Source organism: Verrucomicrobiota bacterium (assembly GCA_016871495.1).
In the GTDB taxonomy this organism is placed as follows: domain Bacteria; phylum Verrucomicrobiota; class Verrucomicrobiia; order Limisphaerales; family VHDF01; genus VHDF01.
On sequence record VHDF01000003.1, the window covers coordinates 72,873 to 96,657 of the forward strand.

Consider the following 23,785-nt stretch of genomic DNA (forward strand, 5'->3'; position numbering starts at 1 on the left):
CATCATAGGTATGCGACTCAACAGCCGTGCCTGGTTTGCGATCAGCCTGCTGCTCTTTGTGGCAGGCGGTGTGCTCTGGCACTTGGGAGAGAAAAAGAGGAAGGGCAGGGAGCCCGTGAGAATTCCTGCGGAATCAAGACCCGCCCTGCCTGAGTTGCGCAGCGTCGCTTCATCGGCGACTCCGGTGGCTGCCGTGCCGACGAGTTCAAAAGCCCCTTCGAAGAGCTCCGACCGGTCGGTTGCCTTGCACCCGCACCGGCTGCGCAATTCGGCCGAGCCCTACCGGGACCTGATGCGGAGCGACGCGGCGATTCTGTTGCGCAACGCCGCGATCAACAGCACCAACGGCGTGTCGATTGAACCTCCCCATTCGTTGCGCGCCGAGGGCGATCCTGGCAGTTACGTGGCGCAATCGCGCGGTGTGGCCGGGGAAGCCTTTCGAGAAGCGCTGCGAACTGCCGGAGCCACCATTGTGGCCTATGTGCCGAACAACGCGTTCTTGATCCGCGGCTCGGCCGGGACGGCGTCGAAATTGAAACAGGATACGCGGATCCAGGCCGTCATTCCGTTCGAGCCTTACTTCAAGCTCGATCGAACGTTGCTTGATTTGGCACTGGGCACCCAGTCGCTTCCGGACCAAGCGCGGTTGAATTTGCTGCTGTTCGCCGACGAGGCCGAGGCCACCGTGGAGCGGTTGGGGGCGATGGGCGTTAGATTAGAGTCGCGTGAGCGTTCCCCGTTCGGCGAGTTGGTGAAAGTCGAGCCGACTGGTGTCGATTGGGTTCGCCTGGCTCATTTATCCGGAGTGCAGGCGATCGAAATCAGCCGCGCGCGAGTGCCGGTGAACGATCTGGCAAGGGTGCGGCTTGGGCTCGCTCCCGACACCACGAACAGCGCGAACTACCTCGGGTTGACGGGCAAAGGGGTCCTGGTGGGGGTGAATGACAGCGGGGTGGATGCCGGCCACCCCGATTTGGACGGACGCATCAAGACCACCGGCACGAACAACCTGACGCTGAGAGACCCGGACGGCCATGGAACCCATGTGGCGGGGATCATCGCGGGGAGCGGGAAGCAATCCGGCACCGTGTCGAACGCGCCGGGATCAATCTTGGGCGCGAATTTCAGGGGCAAAGCGCCCGAGGCCGATATTTTTGCGCTTTATATCGGAGCCCGGCGGCGCGGGTTGTCTGTCTCACGTGATGTGAACGATTCGTTTCTTCAGGAGACCGCCGCGAGAACCAACGTTTTCATCTCCAACAATAGCTGGGCTTACGTGGGTGCGAACGATTACGAATCCGCCGCGGCTTCTTTCGACGCCGCGGTGCGCGATTCCCTGCCGGGTTCGACGGGTTCCCGCCCGATGACCTATGTCTTTGCGGCCGCGAACGAGGGCGAGGGGGACGATCAAGGGTTGGGCGGCTTGGCCCAGACCATCATGTCCCCGGCCACGGCCAAGAACGTGATTAGCGTGGGGTCGGTGGAATCCCCGCGATTCATCACGAACGCCCTCATCACAACCAATATCTCCGGCACGAACGTCGTGATTCGGACCAATCAGGTTTTTTTGCGCGAATCGGACTCGAACGACGAGGTCTCGAACTTCTCCAGCCGCGGCAACGTAGGCTTGGAACTCGAGGGTGAGTTCGGGCGGATGAAACCGGACGTGGTGGCGCCGGGAAGTTACATCGCGTCGGCCCGGTCCCGGCAATCGACCATCGATACGAACAACACGTCCGGGCGGCTGGATGATGAAATGAACCGTCCGTTCGAGCCTCATTACGTGATGGTGTCGGGTACCAGCATGGCGGCTCCGGCGGTGGCGGGATATCTGGCCCTCGTGCAGGAGTTTTTTGAGCAACGATTGAGCCGTACGAACAGCCCCGCGCTGATGAAGGCGCTGCTCATCAACGGATCACGGTCGCTGGGACGCAAATACGATCTGAGCCCGCGTGGATTGATCACCTACCAAGGGTGGGGCCAGCCGAGTCTCACGAACTCGATCCCCTCATTCTATCAGACTTTCGCGGGCAAGCCCGGTTCCGAGGGCGTGCTGGGATCGCCGGAAGTCAATGAGGTTCCGCATGTTTTCCTGGACCAAGGGACCCATTCCCCCTCAGCGCGCGACGCCGGACTTCTCAGAGCGCACGCGCTGGCGACCGGGGAAAGTGACGCGTTCGATTTGCGTCCCTCCGAGCCTGGTCGGGTGTTGCCGATGCGCTTGACCTTGGTCTGGACCGATCCGCCTGGAAATCCGGCGGCGGCGGTGAAGCTCGTCAACGACCTGGACTTGGTGGTTTCGAATACAGTGACCCGGCAGGTGTACTATGGGAACAATATTGAGCCCGGCAGCGATTTTAACACCCCGAGCGACACGAACAGCCCTCCGGCCACGGACTTGGTGAATAACGTTGAAAACGTGATTCTCCCGCCACCCCTGGGCGAACACTATGTCATCACCGTGCGGGCCAAGCGGGTCAATGTCAACGCGGTGACGGCCAACAGCAGTGGGATTGTTCAAGACTACGCCCTGGTGGCGTCCATCGGTGACGGCGAGGTGACCAACGCTTTTCGATTCGCCCGCCCTGTGCCTTTGGTGGCGGAAACGGCCCCTCCTCCTCCGCTCATCTCGGTGACCAATGGTGTGGCCTTGTTCAATCAGCGAGTCGGCGCCCAATTCCCGCTGACCAACAACACCCTGGGCCAGGTCAGTCAATGGAACTTTTATGTGTTCACCAATCTGGTGCTGTCGAACAACATCTCCGGTCTGACCAACGGCAGCAACGTGGCCTTCGTGACCTTCTTCCCGCCCAATCTGGGCAAACCCCGCCAAGCGGAATCCGACCTGGACCTTTACGTCTCCACCAATTCCGCTCTGACCAATTTGGATCCGGCGGCAGTGAGCGCGTCCAGCAAGTCCACCGACCGAGGCGGGACGCAGGTGGTTTTCTTTACCAATGCCCCTTTGGGAGCGGTGTATTACGTGGCGGTAAAATCCGAAGATCAGCAGGCAGGCGAATTCGGCCTTTACGGGCTCTCCACGGACCAGCCTTTCACCCGGGTCAACCCCGATGGATCGCAAACGATTTTGGGACTGCCCCTGAATGCGCCGATTCCGGACGGTTCTCCGGAACGTCCCGCCGCCGCGGTGGTGATCGGCATCGGCACCACTCCCATCACGATCCTGCGCGCCCGCGTGGAGAACCGGATCATCCATGAATCGATCGGGGACTTGACGGGCAATTTGAGCCATGGAGACAGATTTGTCGTGCTCAACAATCATTATTCCTTCGCCGATCCGACGGTGACGAATCATTACTTCCTCTATGACGATTCGAATGCGGGCGATTTTCGCAGCGGTTCGAGGCCGACAGATGGACCTGGCAGCTTGAATGATTTCATGGGAGAGGAAGGCCGGGGCGTATGGCTGTTAAACATGGTGGACAACAGTCCAAGCCACGGCGGAACGAATGTCGCCATGAACATCTTTCTGGATCCGCTGCCGGATCTTGGCAACGGTTCGGAGTTCAGGGGCACGGTGCTGGCGAACCAGTGGAACCTGTTTTCCATCGAAGTGCCGTCGGATGCCCTGAATTTTACGATTCATGTGGCGCAAATGACGGGGCCGCTTGATGTGTACGCCCGCTATCGGTTTGCCCCGACCCTGCTTGACTATGACAAAGCGGCGTTCCTGAGTCCTCCTGCGGGTTCCTTGTTTTACGGTGAAGGAGACCAGCCACCCTTGCGCCCGGGCCGCTACATCATCGGGTTGTACAATCCGAACGCGGTGCCGGTGAATTTCCGCGTGATTTTGAACATCGAACGCAGTCCGCGGGCGGAGTTGGTGCAGACCTACTCGCCGGAGGGGGAAGGCCAGCTGATTCTGGACGACGCCTTGACGCTTTCAGATGTGCAGGTGGGTGACAATCGGCAGGTCGTGCGGGCGAGGGTCGGGGTGCGGATCGACCATCCCCGCGCCGCCGACTTGGTGCTGAGGCTTGTCAGTCCAGGCGGGACGCGAATCTTGCTCTCGGAGAACCGGGGCGGGCTGGACTCGCTGGGTTTTGGATCGGGAGACGGCACCAACATGGTCTTTGGCGGTTTTGCCGAGGACACCAATATCGTGGCTGGACCGATCAAGTACGCCCGCCCGCCCTACACCACGACCCTCACCGTCCACACCAACGTTTTATCCAACTTCGAGAACTCCCTGGTGAGGGTGTATGACGAGGGAGAGAGCATCGACGGATGGCTGGTGGATCGTATTTTCCGTTCGACCAATTCGCCGCTGGACGACTTGAACCAGAGCTTTCCAAGGGTGGCGAACCGACTTGGGCTCGCACAGGAAGGCACGAACTATTTGCAATTGGGCCGGGCGAGAATAACGCGATCCATCCCCACGCGCCCGGGACAGCAGTATCGATTCAGCTTCATTTATCGGACTGACACTGGAGGCACGGTCAACGCCCAAGTGGCGATCGATGGCGGGTTGGCGGCTTTTCTCACCGGAGATCCCGTGCAATGGCAAAGCCTGAACCTCGATTTCATCGCGACCCAGAGTTTGACACGCATCGACATCAGTCCTGCGTTCAATCGCCCGGGCATGTTGCTGGATCAATTTCAGCTCGTGGAATCGAGTGGAACGATTTATTATCTCCCCGAGGAAACGCTGAAACCCCTGGAGGGGGAGACCGCGTTCGGGAGATGGACCTTGCAAGTCGAGGACACGCGGGCGGGACCGGCGGGGGCGACTCTGGCGCCGACGCTCTTCAGTTGGCAACTGCAGCTGATTCTGACTCGTCCGAGCTTTCCGGTCACGCCGTTGCAAGAGGGCGTGTTTGTGAGCGGACAGGTGGCGGGTGACGAGATCCGTTATTTCTTGCTGGATGTGCCGAGGGAGGCCTTTGCCGCGACCAACGTGCTCGCTTCGGCGGGAGACTTGGTGCTGCTTTACAATCCGAGAGGATTGCCGAACGGAACCCTGGCGGGTGACATTGCCATCGACTTCAATGGTGCAGGCGATGTGAATGATCCCGCTGTCGAGTTCCTCATCCTCAACACCAATGATGTGCCTCTTTTGACACCGGGACAGCGGTACTACCTTGGGGTGGCCAATTTGAATCCCCGGGAAACGAACACCTTCGATATCGGGGTCCTGCTGGGACGAGGCCCTTCCAGTGTGATCGGTCCGATGTTGCTGACCAACGGCGTGGCGCGATCGGGCAGTCTCGCGGCGACAAACGCGCTGGATTATTATGAGTTTCGAGTCTCTCCCAACGCCTACAACGCGACCTTCGAATTGATCCCCGTGGATGGCAATGTGGACCTGGTCCTTCGCAAGGCTTTGCCGGTGTCGAATCCACTGCCGACGCCCTTCCTTTACGATTATGCGAGTGGAGAGCCTGGCACGTCGCGCGAGGAGATCATTGTGGTGACGAACTCCGTCCCCGTGCCTTTGACCCCGGGTCCGTGGTATCTCGGGGTGTATAATGTGGACAGCAACCGGGTGAACTACACGGTCAGGGTCACGGAAGCGCTCAGTCCTTACACGATCACCCCCTTGACGAATGGAGTGCCTTTGCGGGCGAGCACCGCGAGGTCCGCGGTGCTGACGAATTACTTCTCGGTTGCCGTTCCGTCGGCGACCAACCTGAGTGTTCGGTTCGATCTTTACGACTTGAGCACAGGCGCGGAATTGATGGCGAAGAAGGGGGACATTTTCGAGATCGACCAATTCGATTTTCGCACCAACTCCGCTCCGAATGGCGCCACTTCATTGACGATTGCGGGGAGCCCGTTGCAAAACCCGGGAGGAACATGGTTCCTGGCGGTGGCGAATCCCGCGTCTCCCAATGTGAACTTCACCATTCGGGCGACGGTGCTGACCAACGGTGAGCCTTCGATCCTGGTTTTGACCAACGCGGTGGCTCGCACGAACTACCTGTTCGGTTCGGGCGTCGATGGGCCGCTTGATTTCTATCGTTTCCAAGTCAGTCCCCGGGCGAAGTTCGTTGATTTTGAGCTGGGGGTATTGTCGGGCGAGGTGGACTTGTTATTGACGCGAGGGCCTGGGTTGCCCGCCACGAACCGTTCAGATTACACCAGCGCCCTTCCGGCGCCCCAAAACGAAATCATCCGGGTCGCGCGCGGTTCGACCCCGGTTTCATTGGAATCAGGACCTTGGTACGTGGCCGCCTTGAACCGTTCAGACTTTCCGGCCACCTATTGGATTCGAGCGACGGAGACTGACGCTGGCCGGGTCAAGGGCGTGGCGGCGAACACGACCACCACCGAGTACGCGGTGGTAGGCCCCCACGATTACTTCCTCCTCCATGCCAAGGCCGGCCATGCGCTGGCATTGGTTCAGGTGGAATCGGGCTCCACGAACGCGGGACAGCTCGGCTTGCTTTTGAAGAAAGGACTGCCGGTGCCCAGCCCGACCGATTTCCAATTCTTCGACCGTTCAGATGAGAGCGGTGAAGCCTGGATCGGATGGAACCGTCAATCGCTGCCGGTGCCTCTTTCGGCGGGAGAATGGTATGTGGCGGTGGAGAATATCGGACCGGGGCCGCTGCCTTACCGGTTCTCTTACACGGTCTTTGCCGAAGGTGACCTGTTCACCAATCGAGTGGCGCTCACCGTTGGGGAAAGCGCGGACTCTCTTTGCGTGCGCTGGACGGGCGTGGCGGGAACCGCGTATGTGGTTCAAGGAACCACCAATCGAGTGAATCCGGTCTGGACGCTAGTCTCCGGCGCCATCCTGGGCACGGGATCGGAGCAAAGCGTTTGTTTAGCGAAGCCCACGTCTTATGTGGAGTTCAGGATCTTGGATGGAAAGGCGGCACCGCCCCCGCCTCCGCCCGCCAACTTGGCGATCTCACCCTCGGTCAATGTGACGCCTGAAAGTTTTTGTCTGAGCTGGGCTTCCACACCCGGAATCACCTACCGGGTGGAAGGAAAGGCGGATTTGTTGGATGGAACTTGGGTGGCGGTCTCGCCTTCCATCGTGGCGGCTGGGAACAGCACGGCCTATTGCGTGCCTTTGGCGAATCCAAGCCGGTTCTTCCGAATCGTGGCGCAGTAGGGATGTAAGCGTTCGCGCCCCACCGCGACGAGAAGCCGCAGACGGAAGAATATGAAGGGGCGCTAACCCGCATATTTCATGCACGGGACGCCCGGTGAGGACACCGGGCCTACAAACACGGAGGCAGTCGCGATGGTAGGCCGCGTGCCCTCACGCGGCGTACTGTCGCGGATTCAAGCTCAGCATGAAATATCCGGGCTAAGATTGGCCCAGTCCGCCTACAATCTTGTGTTGAAGCGGCTTCCACCTCGTGCATCAGGAGGTTGTCTGTAGGGTGGTGCAGGCTGCCCAGCCTGACGTATCGCCGACGGCCCGTTGGCCCGGCGGGTGAAGAACGAGGCCTTTCCATGCTCTCCACGCGCCGGGTTCACTTCGTCGCCCGGCAGGCTGGGCAGCCTGCGCCACAGCAGACAGGGCTGTCTGCGTGACCACGAAAACCCGGTCACCGACAACCTCTGGAGACACCGGCTACCAGCTTCCTCCCGACCCAGGATCTGGAGCCTTTTGGACCTTTCCCAAAGGATCCTTGGCTGAGAATCGGAAATCCAGGATCGATCAATCCTTTCCTGGATCGCGCCCGAGTCCATGCCCGTTTCCAGGATCGAGCAGAAACGAGACGAGGTCGAGGACTTGATCCTGCTGGAAAACGTTGATGATGCCGGCGGGCATGTTGGACAGGGAGGACTTCGCTTTTCGTTTCACGTGGGATTTGGGAATGCGCACCAGCTCCTCCATGGCGGATCCCGTTCGAAGAAACCAAGCATCGGAGGACTCGCGCTCGACGCGTCCGGTGACGGTTTCCCCGTCCCGTAATTCCAACTCGTAGGAAGCAAAATCGTCCGCGACGGACTTCGACGGGTCCAGGATGGACTCGAGGATTTGGATGGGGCTTTGGCGGTTGCCCAGGCCGGTGAGGTCGGGGCCGACAGCGCCGCCGGAGCCGTTGACACGGTGGCATTGGGCGCAACCGATTTTTTCGAAGAGGACCTTTCCGCGTGATGCATTTCCATAAGGCGGCGTGGCGGAGAGGGACGACTCGAAATCCTTCAGGTTCCATTCGCGAACGAATTGGAATTCCGGAGTCAAACTTTGAATCCATTCCTTCATCAAGGCGACGGCCTGGGTGTCCACGCGGGCGCTGACGAGAGGCGGCATTTGGCCTTTGCCACGCCGGGAGAGCCGGTGGAGTAGAATGGATTTCTCGGGAGCGCCCGCGGCAACGACTGCGGCGTCCGGAATGCCGAAGGTATCGTGTTGGGGGCGCGAGCCGATGAGATTCATTTTGGATTCCTCACGGGTGAACTCGAGTTCCATCCGGGCGTTGCCGCCGCCCGCCTCGACGTGGCACACGGAGCAATTGGCGTGCAGATAGGAACGCGCGCGGGCACTCAAGTCCTCACGGTGGTCGTAAGGATTGACGAGCGCGCTCGTCGAAGGTTCGGGCTTGGACGGGGCGCCCTGGAGAATCCCGAGACGGGCGAGGGCGGCGATCTGGTTTTCTCCCGGGCGATGGAAGGAGTTGGTGCGGTTCATCTGAACCAGACTCAGGCCGAGGGTGTAATTGACTGCCCGGGCGTGACAGGCCATGCATTCGGCGCGGCTGGGTATTCGCCATGCTTGAGTCTGGAGGGCTCCGGATTCATCCCGGAATTTCAGAGTGAGATCCTGGCCTGATTTTTCGACCAGGTGCGCTTCGGTTTGTTTTTCATTCCACCGGTAGGAATAGCCGACCCATTCGCCATCCTCTCGGAGCAAAACCCGGGTTTCGACGCGGCGCGGGATTGGAGGCTGGGTGGAGACAAATCCCAACGTGAGGGTTTGGGCGATCACCGAGCCGTGAGCGAAGTTCCATCCGCGGCTGGGGGCGAATGCGATCGTGTTGGTGCCAGGAATGGCGAGCCATCGCTGGGCGTGTGCACCATCGGTCCAAGCCGGGGCGTTCACGTCGTAAGGGATCACACCAGGGGATGGGCTCAATTTTTCGATGGAAGAAAACAATCCGGTCTCGCTCAGTTTGGTGGGAAACTTGGGGCGGGGGCCGCTCGCGGGCCTTGGCTTCAGTTGGTACAAAGCTCCGGCGTGATCGACGATGAGCAGGCGTCCGGATTGATCGACTCTGAACGCTGCGATTTGCAGCGTGGTGTCGGCCAGTTCGCGATTCCAGGTCAGTTTGCCATGGCGATGCCGGGCGCCCCAGATTTTGCCCGTCGAATAGTCGCCGTAAACATAAACCCCGTTGAGGTCCGGCAACGGGTCCCCGTAGTACACCACGCCCCCGGTCAGCGAACGAAAATCGGCGTGGGAATGTTCAATGAGTGGGGCGACGATGGGGGTAGGACCGCGTTTCCGATGAGGATTGAAAGGATGGCTCCCTTCATAGATGCTCCAGCCATAGTTCACCCCTTTCTGGACCAAAGCCGCGCTTTCCCAGAGGTCTTGGCCGTTTTGACCAACCCAGATGTCTCCGTTCCGAGGGTCGATGCCCATGCGCCAGGGATTCCGAAACCCGTAAGCCCACGTCTCGGGACGAACGCCCGGTGTATTCACGAAGGGATTGTCGGCAGGGACGGCATAAGCTCTGTTTCCCTCTGTGCGGTTGACGTCGATCCGGAGCAGTTTGGCCAGCAACCGGGTCATGTCTTGTCCGCTGTCCCACGTGTCGGAGTCGCTTGTGCCATCGCCGCTGGTGATGTAAAGCATCCCGTCCTTCCCGAACCACAGATCCCCTCCGTCATGGCCGGCAGAAAGCCATTCGATGATGATTTGTTCCGAGGCGGGATCAATGCGTTGCGAATCATCGCGAGGAACGGTGAAGCGGGAGATGCGATTCGACCGCGAAGCTTGATTCCAGGGACCGTTGTTGAAGACGTAGAGAAACCGATTGCTCTCGTAACCTGGATGGAACGTCAGGCCATAGATCTGCCGATTGGTTACCGACATGAGAAGGGCGGCCGAGTTCACGTCCGGCGAATTCTGGAAACGCCTGATTTGCCACGGCTTGGGATCTTCTGAACCAAGATCGACGACAAACAACCGGTCCGTTCCTGGCTCCGGAGCGATGTAGATCGGATTTTGCAGCGCCAACCGGGGGAAGACTTTCTCTACCACGTAGGGCGGAGGGGGTTCCGGGGTTCCGCGCAATCGGGAGGTCGTCCAGAGCGGACGCGTGGTGGAATCCGGTTCGGCGGCAAAGGTCGAGCCCATCCCTTGCGCGAGGAAGATGAATGTGACGGCGAGTGGGTGGAGGACGCGATCCTTGAAACCCGCGAGCATGGACTTCGACGACCGTTGGGGAAGGGCTTGGAGCCCAAGGTCTGCTCGAGCATGGCCAGACTTTTCGTAGGGGAGCATGGGTTTGAGCATGGCGCAGAGGCTGGGGCTGGGGCGAGTGGAACTTGAGGGTTGCAAAGAAAAAGCCCGTTTTTCCGTGAGGAAGACGGGCTTTGGAAACGAGTTTTCGCTCGGGGGCGTTCGGGGGCGACCGCGATGTTGATCAGGCAGCCGACTCGACGACGGATTTGAGCTGATTGGCTTCGACCTTTATGATGGCATTTTCCCGTTTGAAGCTTTCACTGGAATCGCTGGCGTGGGCCGCATTGACCATGATGGTGGAGCCGAATTCCTTCCGAATGGAACCCGGTGGGGCCTTGGAGGGGTCGGTCGGGCCGAGCACATCGCGGATTTTGTTGACCGCATCCGGACCCTCATAGATCAAGGCAACGCATTTTTCAGTGCCGGGCTGTGCCAATTCGCCGGGAGCGCAATGAGAAGCCGCGCGGCCTGCCATGAAGGCCACGATGTTGTCGAATTGTTGTTCCCCGAAGAGCGGCCCGAGGATTTCTACGAGTTTCCTCGCGTCTTCGGGCGGTATGACGAAGCCCATTTCCTTTTCAACCATGGCTTTCGTCTTGGCGGCCATCACATCCTTGAGTTTATTCCGAAGGACATCCCGCACGGGACCGTAGAACTCCATGGCCTCGGCGACGCTCATGCGGTGGACTTTGATCGCAACGATGGAGAGACCGGTGCGCGAGAAGAAGTCGATGACATTGCCGGGACGTCCGGTGGGGAACCGAAAATTATCGGGCTTGATCAGGACGAGCGTTCTTTCCGGGGTCACGCCCGGCGGGTAAACGATGGTATTCTCCACGAGACCGCCGTCGGAGTCTGAAAAGCGTGTCCAAAGTTTCAGCTTCTGCTCGGCTTCTTCCAAGGATGGGGCGGCGAGGACAGCGGGCTCGAAGTATTGGACTTGTCCGTTGTCGTCCGTGACCAGATCGCCATACGTATCGCGGATTGTTTCGCCTCCGCGGCGGTCGAGGCTAAAGGAACCGACGACGGACCGGATTTTTCGAACCGCGTCTTCTCCTTTGAAGACGAGGAGCATGACTCGGCGGCGCCGGCCGGACTTTGAATCCGGCGCGAAATTCTTCAAGACATAATCGCGGATGAGTTCCTGAATCTTGCGATCTTGGGGGTCCTTGGAAGAGACGATGCTTTCGGCGTACTGCTGGACCAATTCCTGGCTGGGTCCGAACATTCGGGCAGCAACTAATTCAAGCCCGGTTCGTGTGATCAGGCGAGCGAGGATTCCGCCGGTCCGGGATTTGGCAAGGGAGTGGGGGGTGATGAGAACGTAAGCGAGTTGAGACATAGGATCAGTTCAAACCGGTCCCGAAGCCGAAGGAGGTGGAGTCTGGGTGGAAGGTGTTACCGCCTTTCCGCCAAGGATTTTGAACATAACGACTCCGCAGGTTGGACACTTGCCCTTAATGGCTTTGCGCCCATTCTTCATGAGCTCTTCCACCGCGTCAGCGATCTCTTTCTTCGCTTTGCACTTGAAGCAATATCCCTCTGGCATAACCGGAACAGGAGCAAAGTCGTGAATCGACCTCGAAACTGCCGGAAAAGCTTACGGGGGGCTTTGGAGGACCGTCAACGTGGAAATCCCGAGATTTAAGTTGTTTATAATGAGTATATTAGATCAGGAGAATTCCATCGGATTCAGCTCCTGAAGGCCATTTGGGCATGATCCAATGCGGGCCTAGGCCGGATGGGAGGCAACCTTGTACTCTTCTCTCAAGGCTGTTTTAAGGATCTTTCCGGTGGCGTTTCGAGGCAGTGCGGTTTTGAAAACCACTTTCTTGGGGATCTTGTAATCCGCCAAGTGGGCGCGGATGTGGTGCAGAATGGCCTTTTCATCCCCAGTCACTCCATCTGTAAGCGCCACATAGGCAACAGGCTGCTCTCCTTTGCGGACATCAGGCACACCAATGACAGCGGCTTCCTTGATGCCGGGGATTTGATAAATGATTTCTTCAATCTCTCGAGGATAAACGTTGATCCCGTTGACCAGAAGCATGTCCTTCTTGCGGTCGGTAATGAAGTAGTATCCGTCAGCATCGCGGTAACCGACATCCCCCGTGAGGAGCCATCCTTGTCGGATGCATTGGGCGGTTTCTTCAGCGCGATTCCAGTAGCCCGCCATCACATTGCCGCCCCGGACACAAATTTCCCCGACAGCACCGATGTCGAGATGTCGTCCGTCGTCATCTTGGATGCTGACTTCGACATGGGGGATGGGGATGCCGATGGAGCCCGGCTTGCGAACACCTCGAATGGGGTTCAGGGAAACAACGGGGCTGGCTTCGCTGAGGCCGTAACCTTCGATGAGTGGAATGGGGAATTTGCGATCGAATTCCCTCAAAATCTCAGCGGGAAGTGGTGCGGCACCGCTGACGCAAAGGCGCAGAGGAAAATCGGCGGGCAGCTCGGCCTGATGTGTCAGGGCGCGGAAAAGTTGGGGGATCGCCGGGAGGATCGTTCCGCGCTTGGCGCAAATTTCGGACATGATTTGGCGCGGGTGATGGACACCGCCGATGAGCAGAATGGATCCTCCCACCCTGAGGGGCAGGAAGATGCATACACAAAGCATGAAGCTGTGGAACATGGGCAGGAGCAGGATGAATCGATCTCCGTCCACCGCTTCGAGCATCGCTCTGCAACTCTCGACGTTATGGGAGAGATTGCCATGCGTGAGCATGGCTCCTTTGGGACGACCGGTAGTTCCGGACGTATAAATCACCACAGCGAGATCCTGCGATTCCCGTTGGACGGGGGCGGGGAGGTTGGACGGCCGGACTTCTTTGGCTGGAAGGCTTTCGACTTCCAAGACTCCCAGGCCAGGCCTCCTGGATTGAAGGAGAGTGGCCGCGTCCTTTTGATCCGTTTCCGTGATGAGGACGCTGATGCCGCCGTCGTTGAGGATGAATTCGACTTCGTCCGGTTTGAGAAAGTTATTGATGGGGACGGCGACGGCGCCGCAGCGGAGGATGCCAAAAAGAGAGGTGATGAATTCGGGCCGGTTGCGAACCCAAAGGGCGACGCGATCACCGGGTTGAACGTCATGACGGTCCGTGAGGATTTGGCCGACAGCGCCTGCTTGATCCAGCAGGTTGCGATAGGTCCATTCGGAACTATCCCAAAACACCGCCGTTTTTGAGGAATGAGATTGCTCGGATCGAGCCAAAGCAGAGAACAAGGGCGATGAGTTCATGGAGACACGGAGTATTCCGCAGGAGCGATATTTTGCCAAATCCAAACCCCGTCGATTCGCTCGATTTTTGCATTGCTGAAACAACTTGCGCTTCTTCGCTTCCAGGCTAAGCTTGTTTCCAGGGCAAAGTTGTTCGCCTTAGAACCAACTCTCATCACAATCATGAAAAACGTTTCCAAACTCATTGCCGCGTTTGCGTTGGCCACTGCTGTGGCTTTTGCCGCGGACGAAAAGACCATCAAAGGCGAAGGCCTTTGCGCGAAGTGCGAGCTCAAAGAAGCCAAGTCCTGCCAGAATGCGATCAAGGTCAAGGACGGCGACAAATCCATCGTCTATTACCTCGAGCAGAACGACGTCAGCAAGGCGTTCCACAAGAATCTGTGCTCCGGCACAGCGAAGGTGGTCGCGAAAGGCGAAGTGAAAGAAAAGGACGGCAAGAAGATCCTGATTGCGTCCAAGATCGAGCTTGATAAGTAATCCGATTTCGAATCTCTCCAACTCTCCGGTCGAAAGGCCGGAGAGTTTTTTTATGGGCCGAAGGCTTTTTCGGCCTGCAGCCGGTAGAGGCTGACGAGATAACCGTTTTCCCTCCAATCCCCAACCTGAAGCTCGCCACATACCGTCACGGGTTGGTCCAAAACGGGTTTGATGCCGCGCGGAAAGGTGACATTGATCCACTCGTTGATTTTCGGAACTACTCCGTAGCAGCAGAGGTTTTGATCCCGAACGAGCAGGAATTCGACGGCCAATCCTTCGTCCATTTTGAGAGGCAGAATGAATCCGCGAATGGCGACCTTCGCTCGATCGAGGGCGCGAATGTCCTCGGGAATGAGCGCGAGCGCTTCAGCTGAAGCCTGCGCCAGGTTGGTGGAACCGTCGATCCAGCGAGCATCGAGTAGAAATTCAAATCCGGATAATCGTTCGAAACCCAGTCGTTGGAATCCGGCGAGTTCCGAGGATTCGGGTTCCGGGGGCGGTGGAGGCAACGATTTCGAACCGCGGAACTTCGGAGGGGCAATGGGTTCGACGGTGATGGGGTTCGTATCACCCCGGTGCCAGGCCTGCAACTGGCTCTCGACAGCGCGCTTCTGAAAGGAGGCGGGTTTCGGACGTTTCGGCCGATTCGAAGTGGAGACCGTGGTATTGGTTTCTGACGAAAGGAGATTCGTGGCGAATCCCTCCTGACGGATCGGTTTGCCGCGGAGGCCTGGATTCGCAACCGTTTGGGATTTGGACCGTGAGGGCGGCGATAGCCACCACGCAGCGAGAGCGATGATCGCCAAGATCGAAAGGAACAACCGGAAGGATCTATGGCCAACGTTGGTGCTGCCGCGTTGGTTGCTTCCTTTCAAAGGGCGCGATTACTTGGCTGCGGGGAACGAGAAGACGACGTTGGTGAAAGTGGCTCCGCGGACCTTGATTTCTTTGAGAGTGGCTTTGAATGATGTGGCCGTCTTGAGCCAGTCTGCCTGGCCTTCGAAGAGGGAGGTGCTGCCGGCGGTTTCCCCGGTGGCGGAGTTGGCCTTCGGCATCAGCTTGAGCTCCTTTTCGTCGCCCGCCCCCGTGATCCTTAGATCGAGGGACGGAGCGGGGAGCCGAATGAAGTTCTCCATGTGACCATCGAGCACGTAGGCGGAGACCGTGCCGTTGGTGGTGTTGACGAGGAACTCCAATTGCGCGTGATGATCTCCAAGTTCGACCCCGATGCCGCCATGCGGCGGTTCATGGTGATGTCCTCCCCCGCTCGTCCCATGGCTGGAAGAGGATTGCGAGCGGTCAGAGCACGCGGTCAGGGCAAGAACCAAGGTGAGGAGCAACGAACGAAGGGCGGGAAGGTAGAGCGATTGCATGTCGGATTAGGATTTCAGTTGTGCACGGAGTCGATAGAACTGTTGTCGCATGGGCAGAATGCCGAGCGCAAGATTCACGGCAACCCGCTCCAGCGTCGGATGAGGCGCCACGACCCTGGGTTGAACGGGAACTGATTCCGGTTTTTCCACCAGGGCCGATCGTGACTCCAAACTCCATTCGAGGTCGGTGGCCTCGGCATTCCGGGTCCACATTAACTCGATTTCTCGCGGTTCGCCAGAGGAGAGTCGGATTTCGATGCTTTCCGGCTTGGAAGGTCGGGTCGGATCGGTCCCGAAAGCGTATTCGAGAAGATTCGGGAGGCCATCTCCGTCAGGGTCCTGGTCCGGACCGGACTCCGGGGCCGTTCGAGGCCAATGGCGGATCTGCCACGAGGCGAATGGCGAAAGAGCGGGCAGAGGGTGGACATGAACCTCGAACGCGGTGGGGAGGGTCTGTAACTCCTGCCTGTCCTGGAGCCGTGTTCCGAAGGCTTCGAAATGAAGCCGGTAAACGCCCGGCTTGGTGAACCCCCAATTCAGATGTTCGTGGCTGCCGGCAATGGGACGCGTGCGATCCTCCAGGGTCAGTCCGTCGGATGAATTGAATCGAACGTCGAGCGAGCCCAGAGATTCTGCCTGCCAGGCGAAAAAATGGCCCGGACCCTCGACTCGCACGAGTCGCAACTCCAAGCGACCGTCGAAAACGTTTGGGGGAATGTCCTCGGCGGAGATCCCCAGGAGAATGAGGTTGGGATCCTGCGACTGCGGCAGGACCCAAAGCGGGTCGCCTTCTTGTCCAAAGGGGGTTCCGGCTGGAAGTTGAAGGCGCGCTGCCTCCTTCACCAAGAGGAGTGCTTGGTCGGATGTGTAGTTCGTGCGGGCATCCTCGTCACGAAGGACGATGCCACTGAGCTTCCTCTCAGTGGGGTCGAAAAGAATTTTGAAATCGACGTGTTCCGTGGAGAGAACCGTTTTTGGGGTGAAAGCCGCAACTCCAACGGAGCTCAGGATCCAAGCGCAAACCCAGGAAACGGTCAGGCGCCAGCTCGAGGGGGTGGGTCGTTCTGGATCCGGCTTTCCCGGAGATGGCCCGCACTCTTCATTTCTGTTCCTCGGAGTTCGATGCATGGCGACCCGCATCAGACCCTAAAGGATGACACCATTCAAGTCACTGCCGGGGAAGGGTGAGTTTGCGTCCAAGCACAAGGCCCAGGCCCAGCATGAGGAGCAGGACCGGGGCGGGTTCGGGAACGACGTGGAAACGAACGTCCACCGGGGCCGAGGCGACGAAGCGTGCGCCTTCGACCAGAGTGCCTGAAGCCTGCAATACCAGCGTGTAATCACCCGGGGAGGTGAAGGCCCACGAAAAGTCCTGATGTCCGCCGGCCAGAAGGTTCACGGTATCTTCCGGGCTGATTCCATTGCTGGTATCATAGCTGATGGTGGGGGTGGCGGTGACGCCGCTGGTGCGATAGAGGAAGAAGTGACCGGGCCCATTGATCCCGAGGAGGTCCACTCGAAGTTTGTTCTCGGCAAAAACGCCCGGTTCGATCTCTTCGGCGGCGAGGCCCAGGAACGGAAGATTCTCGTCCTCGATTTGCGGCAGGACGTGAATGGAACGACCGGGTGCTCCCAGGAAACTGAATCGCGCATCCGTCGGGACGCGGGAGGCGGCTTTAGAGCCGATCACCAGGACGGCTTCATTGGGGGAATGTTCCTGGTCCGTCGTTTCATCGTGGATGTGGGCGTCCCATGAGTTGTCCTCATATGCGAATCCGATGTCCACGTGTCCCCGTTCGATGCGGACGGGCTGGGCCAGCAGGGGCAGGGGGGTGGCGGTAAAAACGAGGAGAGTCAGTGCGGAGGCGAGGGGAATCGGCTTGGAGTAATGCATAAATGGGAAATTGGGTTTCAAGGTTCGGGTGGCTTGGCAAAATTGTCGTTGAGTTCGATACGCTTTTTGAGGCGGGCCGCGTGGTGAATTTCCAAGTGCCCGTCGGCATAAAGGTAGTTGTCAGGACCGGAGAGTCGTTGCGCGTCGTTGCGTCTGGATCCGTGCCGGTCGGGTTGGATGTCGGTCAGGACTGCATCCCATCCACGAAACCAATTTCGCGAGTGGGTGTGATCGGCAAAGATGCTGGGGCTGACGGTGTCGGCGACCGTGAACACCGTGATGGTGCCGGAGGGCATCTTCAGTTTGGAGAGATTGCGATAACTCTCGAGGACGTTGCCGAAGGGATCGAGCCGGTCCACCGCGATAAATTCGTTGAGGACGTAGCTGGAGCTGTGGTTGGTCAATCTCTCGTTGGATCGAGGATCAGCGGGGCACAATCGGAGGCGATCGACGGCTCCGATATAGGGTCGAAGGGTGAAAATCCAGGATCGATTGGTGTCTCCGATGCCGTGGGTGGTCTCGGGGAACCAACCTGAATAATCGTCCGCGTAGAGCGACAACCCGATGCCGATCTGCCTGAGGTTGGAGCTGCAGGCGGTGCGGCGGGCCTTATTCTTCGCCGCCCCCAGGGCGGGCAGGAGCAGTCCGGCGAGGATCGCAATAATGGCAATCACCACCAGGAGCTCGATCAGCGTAAAGCCGGGCTTGCGGTTGAAGTTTCGGACTGATTTCACGGTACGGAATGGATCTTAAGCAAGGATCCTGGCGCGACGGCGGATTTTGGATTGAGGCAATACGAACTGCCTTGGGATTAGGGGATCGCAAACCGCCCCTGGGGTGGGGAGGATGCGTGGGAGCCGGACGGCTGAAGAACAGCTCCAGGAGAAAGCTACGAGAGGGAAGGCGGGGCTCGAGCCAGGTGAAGGCGCGAGGCAGAACTAGAAAAGAATGGAAAGGAGAGCCTCGCTTTGACGAGGACGAAATCGATCGGGCGGGAGGGTGCTAGGGAAATCGGTGATGAGTCCAATTGCCCATCCATCAACAAGGTGACCGCGCAATGATGGTCCTGGCTGGAGGCGTCATCGTGGATGCACTCATGAGCCCAGAGCCACATCTGGAGCAGGAGCATGCCGAGGAACAACGCCAGAACGGCCGTGGCGGCGAAGTTGGAGAACTTCCCATGCAAATGCGCCAGGATGGAGTTCTTCCGTTTCAGGGGAGAAATAGAAGCTGGACCCGCCCATCATGCAAGTCTTTTGCGAATAATTTGCAAGATTCGGAACGGTTGATCTTCTGCGACAAGCCAGCGCGCCTAGGAACATGAAGCCAGCACAACCTGAAGCGGTATCACGCTGAAGACGGCGGTTGCACATGGTGAAGACTGGCAAAGGCCTGGATGAGAAAGACATGACGACGAACGAGGGGTTCTTCGCTGTTTTAGGTGGAATAGAGCGAGACCTTCGCTCCTCCTACGGACAGGTCGGAAGACTCCAGATTTTTCAACGTGCTGCGGCGGGTCGAAGGACCACCCAGCCGCACTCCAGGACAAAATGAGAACCACTACGGAAGAAGTAGTGCTTCCTGACAACCTCAGATCAAAGGAAAATCTGTCGTCCCTCCGGGACTTCACCACCTTTGGCTTGCCCCAACCCAGCGATGAATCGTTGGGCTTTTGTTTTTCGACCTCCGGGCTAGCCGACCGCCTCACGTCGACAGCGGTCGCTACCATGCCGTCACGGATCCTTCTTCAAGCTCGTGGCGTGGTCTTGCAACCATTGCAAATCGCGGTTGTCCCGCATGTTCGTGAACTCCCGCTTCTGGCCCTTCTTGAGTGGTGGGGTCGTGCGCGGATCCACCCAACGATGGATCTCCGTATGGCCGTCGGCGAAACTCAACCCGCCCGCCTTGTTATGAAAACTCCCCGGAAAATTGACCAACTGCGCCGCCCCCCCTTTCTCCATGTTCACCGCGTAATACCCGTCGTCGATGCTGTCCTCGCGTTCATCGATGAAGACCAAGGCCTCCGACGGCGACGGCTTCTGGATCTGGGAGACCCGGGCAAACGTGATGTATCCTGCGTTCCACGGGGGCGCGTTGTGGCCCATCCAGCCGCTCATCGAGATGCTCCGCACCCGCGGACGCGACACCCCGCCATTCTGCACCGTGATCCGGTCGGCCGGACATTTGTAGGCCCCAGCCGTCTTCGTATAGAGACCGAGTTGGGCGTAACGCTCGTCCAGAATCAGCAGCGTGTTCGTGTTGTCGGGGTTATTGGCCGCGAAATCGAGCCAGCCCGACACCCAGTTGAACGAGCCCTTCTGGGACCACAGATTGCCCGGGATCCAGTCGTTCCAGTCATGGGTGTACATGGTCCAGGCCAGTTGCATGGTCTTCAGGTTATTCATGCAGTAAATGCCCTGGGCCTTGGTCTTCGACTTGCCCAGCGCCGGCAGAAGCATCCCGGCCAGGATCGCGATGATCGCGATCACGACGAGCAATTCAATCAGGGTGAACCCCCGCGACCGATGAACCAGATCAGGGTCGCGACGCCGGAGGAGAATATTCCAGTGCATGGAGTGCAAACAGGTCAGGGTTTGGGGTCGAAGGCAATCTACCCCGCCTCCCCGATTTATCAACGCCGCAATTCGTCCTCCACCGGGCGGCCTTACGTCTCGATGGGACTGGGAGAGGGGACATTTCGTGGGGCGCGGAGGTGGCCCGTGTATCCCGATGTTGTTGGTAGGGCGGGCCTGTCCCAGCCCGCCGCCCACGGGATGCAAAACATCATGCTCCGGCGGCGCGCCGGGAGATTCACACGGCGATCGTCGACCTACGCATGCCGCGAATGACGGGCATCGAACTCCTGGAGAGAATCCGCAGCCATCATCCTTCCATTCAGGTGCTGATCCTGACGGCCTATGAATCACTGGACACGGCCAAGCAGGCTTTGAGATTGGGAGCACTTGACTACCTGACGAAGCCTTATTCTGTCGAGGTGATCCACAAAGCGGTTGCCCGGGCGATGGAACGGGCGGATCTCGAAGGGCAGCGCGGCCGGGTGGAGGGGCAGATCGAGGAACTGCATGAACTGCTGCGTCTGCACCGGTTGACGGAGCAGATGTTGAAGGAGCGAGGGGAGATTTACGCGAGTGTCATTCACGACTTGAACGGGCCCTTGACTGTGATTGCTTCGTTCGCCGATTTCCTTCACCGGCAGTTGGACGAAATGCCGGACCTCAAGACCGGAAGCTGGCGTGATTTTCGCGAGAAGTTTCAAAGGCTCCATGTGCAGGCCTCGAATTGCGTCAGGATTAGCAGGAGGTATCTGGGGTTATTGCGCGATGAACATTCCCAGGAGTGCCGTGTGAGTCTCAATCGGACTCTGTCCGATCTGAAAGATCTCCTGGCCGGAACGTCCCACGTTGTCGGTCATGATTTCACGGTGCAGCCTCTTGAAGTCGATGTGGCCTTGAGGATTCACGGCACGGACTTGTTGCAAATCCTGCTCAATCTTTCCATCAACGCCTTTCAAGCATGTGAAACTCCGCATCGAGTGGCGTTGACCGCTTCGGTGATTCCCTCTTCCAGCCTGCCCTCCCCCTGGGTGGAGGAGTCCGGAGAGCGCTGGGTTTTTGGGGACCATGTGCCCCACGGTGCCACCCATTTCGCCGAGGTCTCCGTGCATGACGATGGGGGCGGGATTAGTGCGGAGAATTTGGAACGGCTCTTCAAGGATTCCTTCACCACCAAACCGCCTGGGACCGGCACCGGGTTAGGCCTGATGATTGTCCGGCGACTGGTCCTGGAGGCGGGCGGATTGATCCATGTGCGCAGCAAGCCTGAGGTCGGCACTTGTGTGAAGGTCCTTTTCCCCTGCGACCCCGCTCATTTTCCTCAAGAGTAAGAAATGAGGAACACCTGGTTTAAGGTTCCGCGAGAGTTGCGGCCTTGAGCCAGCGGGCGAGCCATGCATGCACTTCCTGGTAGAATAGCTTGCTGTTTTCGCCCTTGAGAATCCAGTGGTTTTCGTCCGGCCAGACCAGCAGCCGCCCGGGTACTTTCTGCCTCTGCAAAATGTTCCACATCTCCACGACGTTGTTGAGCGGCACGCGATAATCGGATTCACCGATCGAAAGCAGCATGGGAGTTCTGAAAGAGGCGGCGTAGGCGGCCGGGCTTTGGTCCAGCCACGCCTTGGGGTTATCCCAAAAGGGCCCCCCCATCATCAACTCGCGGTGATAGATGGCATCGCTGGTGGACCACTGAGCGTAAAGGCTCGCCAGCCCGGCGTGGCTGATCAAGCAGCGATAACGCGTGGTGGTGGCTTCGAGCCAATTGGCCAAGTGGCCGCCATAGCTGGCGCCCGCCGCCGCTTGGCGGCGTCCGTCGATGAAGCCGTACCGGCGTATCGCTTCATCGGCTGCGGCATTGAGGTCCTCTGCCGGACCGCGGAGTGGATCACCGAGGATGGCGCGGGTGAATGATTCCCCGTAGCCGGTGGAGCCCACGTAGTCGGTGAGGAGCACGACGTAGCCCGGTTGGGCGAGCAAGTGATAATTCCAACGAGTGGTGATGGCGTCCCGCCACATGTTGGCATGTCCGCCATGGATCAGGACCAACAGTGGATATTGTTGTTGTTCCTCGAATCCAGGAGGGAGGGCGAGGAAACTGTGAATGGCGCGGCCGGTTTTGTTGGTGAACCAGAACTCCCGGAGTTCCGGCCAATCTAGAGCCTGTGCTTTCGAGGTGTTGAAAGAGCTGAGTCGTTTCAGTTCTCCCGAGGTGAGGTTGGCCCGATGGGTTTCGACGGGGACGTGCGCGGCCCCCCAATTGCCAAAGACCACCGGATCACCCTGGGCCGTGGCGACTTCGATTCCCGACCATGCGCCTCGCTTGGACGCGAAGTGCCGGACGGGATCGGCGCCCGGCGGCGCACTCGTCCAGAGCCCCACGTGCCCCGAATCTTCGGCGGTAAAAGCAACACGCGCGCCGCCAGCAAGTATCGCGAAGTGATCGATGGACCGTTCGAAGCGCGGCAAGACCACCTGGGGATGGGTCATTTCCGGCCATGGGGCGCTCATCAGGCGTTGGAGGGCATAGTAATTCGTTCCCACATCGGCGCTGGAAAGGAAGTAAAGCCTTTGTCCGTCGGTGGTAAACTTCGGGCTTCCCGCATTGAAGGCGCCCGTGGTCAGTTTGCGAATCGTCGCTCCAGTGGCGGGAACTTGATAAAGATCGAAGACTGGTTGTGCATGGGCGGCATGATGGAAATTCGTGGTGGCCACGAAAACGAGGGAAAGGCTGTCCCGAGTCCAGGCCGGTTGCAAATGGTCGCTGGAGCCTTCGTCTCCGGGACCACGAAATCCCGGTTCTTGGACGAGCGAAGATTCCGCCAGTAGGTCCGTCGGCGTCGTGGTGCCCTCGGCATCGACGACGAACAGGCGGGTTTGCGAATCATCGAGCCATTTGTCCCATCGCCGGATGGGGAAGCCGTCATAGATGCGAACCTTCGATTTCGCTTTCTTGCGTTCTTCGAAAATCTTTTTCGTCTGGCCCTCGTCCTTGGCGCCGCGAAAACTAGTGCCTTGAAAGGCGATGAACCGGCCGTCCGGGCTCCAAACGGGACGACGTGCTCCCAGGGTCATCTGGGTCAAGCGCCGGGCTTCGCCTCCCGCGACGGGGATCACGTAGATCTGGGCGGAATCGTCTCCTTCGCGTTTCGCGACGAAGGCGATCTGAGTGCCATTGGGATTCCAGGCGGGAGCGGATTCTTTTGCCTTGGCGGTGGTGAGCTTGCGGGGTGGTTGTGAGCCGTCGGCCGGAAGGATCCAGAGATTGGCTCGTTCTTCCTTCTCGTCGTAGCTGGGTTCGGAGACCGGGAGGACGACCCAGCGTCCGTCGGGGGACGGAGCGGGAGCGCCCGGTTGCTTGAGCAGCCACAGATCTTCGTGAGTGAGCCCGGGCTTGGCGGCGTGAGTTGGAAGTGAGGCGAGGGCGAACAAGGTAAAGACTGTGCCCAGGGAAAGCTTGATGCGTTGAAGATTGGTCATGCGGAGGCTTCAATCATGCCGCCGCTGAGAAGGGTGACAATACTTTTGCCGGTCCGGGAGGGATGACTTTGCTTGGGTGAACCTCCCGACGAACTTGATGCTGAAGTTACTCACCATTCCGCGCCCCGGCCCGGCGGAGTTTTCTGGCTTAGAACGGCAATTGAATCGCATCGGTCTCTCACAAGGTATTGAAGATAAAGCCTTTGCGAATCACTCGTCAGATCCATCAAGAACTGGCCTCGTGCATCTTCATTTCTTTCTCATCCAGGCCTTTGCAAATCTTCACTTCGTTCAACTGCTGGTTTAGGGTTGAACTCCTTCGGCAGGGTATCCTGGGTTCAAGGAATTGTG

The 23,785-nt window shown here is 58.9% G+C and carries 15 protein-coding genes; 4 read left to right on the plus strand and 11 right to left on the minus strand.

The annotated features are described in order from the left end of the window. The first annotated feature begins 10 nt into the window (after nt 1-10). Entirely contained in the window at nt 11-7,084 is a 7,074-nt protein-coding gene (locus tag FJ404_01555; protein MBM3821567.1) for a hypothetical protein, read from the plus strand. Between the two features lie 555 nt (nt 7,085-7,639). Here the strand turns inward: FJ404_01555 and FJ404_01560 are convergent. The 4 genes from FJ404_01560 to FJ404_01575 form a co-directional block, all read right to left on the minus strand. Further along, nucleotides 7,640-10,447, minus strand: a complete 2,808-nt coding sequence (locus FJ404_01560; protein ID MBM3821568.1) for a c-type cytochrome — start codon at nt 10,445-10,447, stop codon at nt 7,640-7,642. Nucleotides 10,448-10,577: 130 nt separating this feature from the next. Then, nucleotides 10,578-11,738: a nucleoside-diphosphate kinase gene (locus FJ404_01565; protein MBM3821569.1), complete on the minus strand. Its 1,161-nt coding sequence runs from the start codon at nt 11,736-11,738 to the stop codon at nt 10,578-10,580. 9 nt (nt 11,739-11,747) lie between these two features. After that, on the minus strand, nt 11,748-11,945 hold the full coding sequence (locus FJ404_01570) for a hypothetical protein (protein ID MBM3821570.1): 198 nt from the start codon (nt 11,943-11,945) through the stop codon (nt 11,748-11,750). A gap of 183 nt (nt 11,946-12,128) precedes the next feature. Further along, nucleotides 12,129-13,640, minus strand: a complete 1,512-nt coding sequence (locus FJ404_01575) for a long-chain fatty acid--CoA ligase (GenBank protein MBM3821571.1) — start codon at nt 13,638-13,640, stop codon at nt 12,129-12,131. A 162-nt stretch (nt 13,641-13,802) separates the two neighbouring features. Here FJ404_01575 and FJ404_01580 point away from each other — a divergent pair, with 162 nt between their 5' ends. Further along, nucleotides 13,803-14,117, plus strand: a complete 315-nt coding sequence (locus FJ404_01580) for a hypothetical protein (GenBank protein ID MBM3821572.1) — start codon at nt 13,803-13,805, stop codon at nt 14,115-14,117. Nucleotides 14,118-14,167: 50 nt separating this feature from the next. On the opposite strand, the gene FJ404_01585 is transcribed toward FJ404_01580, so the two are convergent. The 6 genes from FJ404_01585 to FJ404_01610 all read right to left on the minus strand — a co-directional run bounded on the left by FJ404_01585 (nt 14,168) and on the right by FJ404_01610 (nt 19,957). Further along, nucleotides 14,168-14,992: a DUF3299 domain-containing protein gene (locus FJ404_01585; protein ID MBM3821573.1), complete on the minus strand. Its 825-nt coding sequence runs from the start codon at nt 14,990-14,992 to the stop codon at nt 14,168-14,170. 9 nt (nt 14,993-15,001) lie between these two features. Beyond that, nucleotides 15,002-15,490 (minus strand): hypothetical protein, encoded by a 489-nt coding sequence (locus FJ404_01590; GenBank protein MBM3821574.1) that lies wholly within the window; start codon nt 15,488-15,490, stop codon nt 15,002-15,004. 6 nt (nt 15,491-15,496) lie between these two features. Continuing rightward, nucleotides 15,497-16,630: a hypothetical protein gene (locus FJ404_01595; GenBank protein ID MBM3821575.1), complete on the minus strand. Its 1,134-nt coding sequence runs from the start codon at nt 16,628-16,630 to the stop codon at nt 15,497-15,499. Between the two features lie 28 nt (nt 16,631-16,658). Continuing rightward, the gene (locus FJ404_01600) at nt 16,659-17,384 is read right to left on the minus strand and encodes a PEP-CTERM sorting domain-containing protein (protein MBM3821576.1); all 726 of its coding nucleotides are present in this window, start codon (nt 17,382-17,384) and stop codon (nt 16,659-16,661) included. A 17-nt stretch (nt 17,385-17,401) separates the two neighbouring features. Next, nucleotides 17,402-18,118: a DUF1559 domain-containing protein gene (locus FJ404_01605; protein ID MBM3821577.1), complete on the minus strand. Its 717-nt coding sequence runs from the start codon at nt 18,116-18,118 to the stop codon at nt 17,402-17,404. A 999-nt stretch (nt 18,119-19,117) separates the two neighbouring features. Beyond that, nucleotides 19,118-19,957, minus strand: a complete 840-nt coding sequence (locus tag FJ404_01610; protein MBM3821578.1) for a type II secretion system protein — start codon at nt 19,955-19,957, stop codon at nt 19,118-19,120. A gap of 263 nt (nt 19,958-20,220) precedes the next feature. On the opposite strand from FJ404_01610, the gene FJ404_01615 reads away from it, so the two are divergent. Next, complete coding sequence (locus FJ404_01615) at nt 20,221-21,288, plus strand: HAMP domain-containing histidine kinase (GenBank protein MBM3821579.1); 1,068 nt, start codon at nt 20,221-20,223, stop codon at nt 21,286-21,288. Nucleotides 21,289-21,307: 19 nt separating this feature from the next. Here FJ404_01615 and FJ404_01620 read toward each other — a convergent pair whose 3' ends face one another. Continuing rightward, a complete protein-coding gene (locus FJ404_01620; protein ID MBM3821580.1) occupies nt 21,308-23,434 on the minus strand; it encodes a S9 family peptidase in 2,127 nt (708 codons plus the stop codon). A gap of 97 nt (nt 23,435-23,531) precedes the next feature. Between FJ404_01620 and FJ404_01625 the strand changes: the two genes are divergently transcribed. Further along, nucleotides 23,532-23,741: a hypothetical protein gene (locus FJ404_01625; protein MBM3821581.1), complete on the plus strand. Its 210-nt coding sequence runs from the start codon at nt 23,532-23,534 to the stop codon at nt 23,739-23,741. Nucleotides 23,742-23,785: the final 44 nt, after the last annotated feature.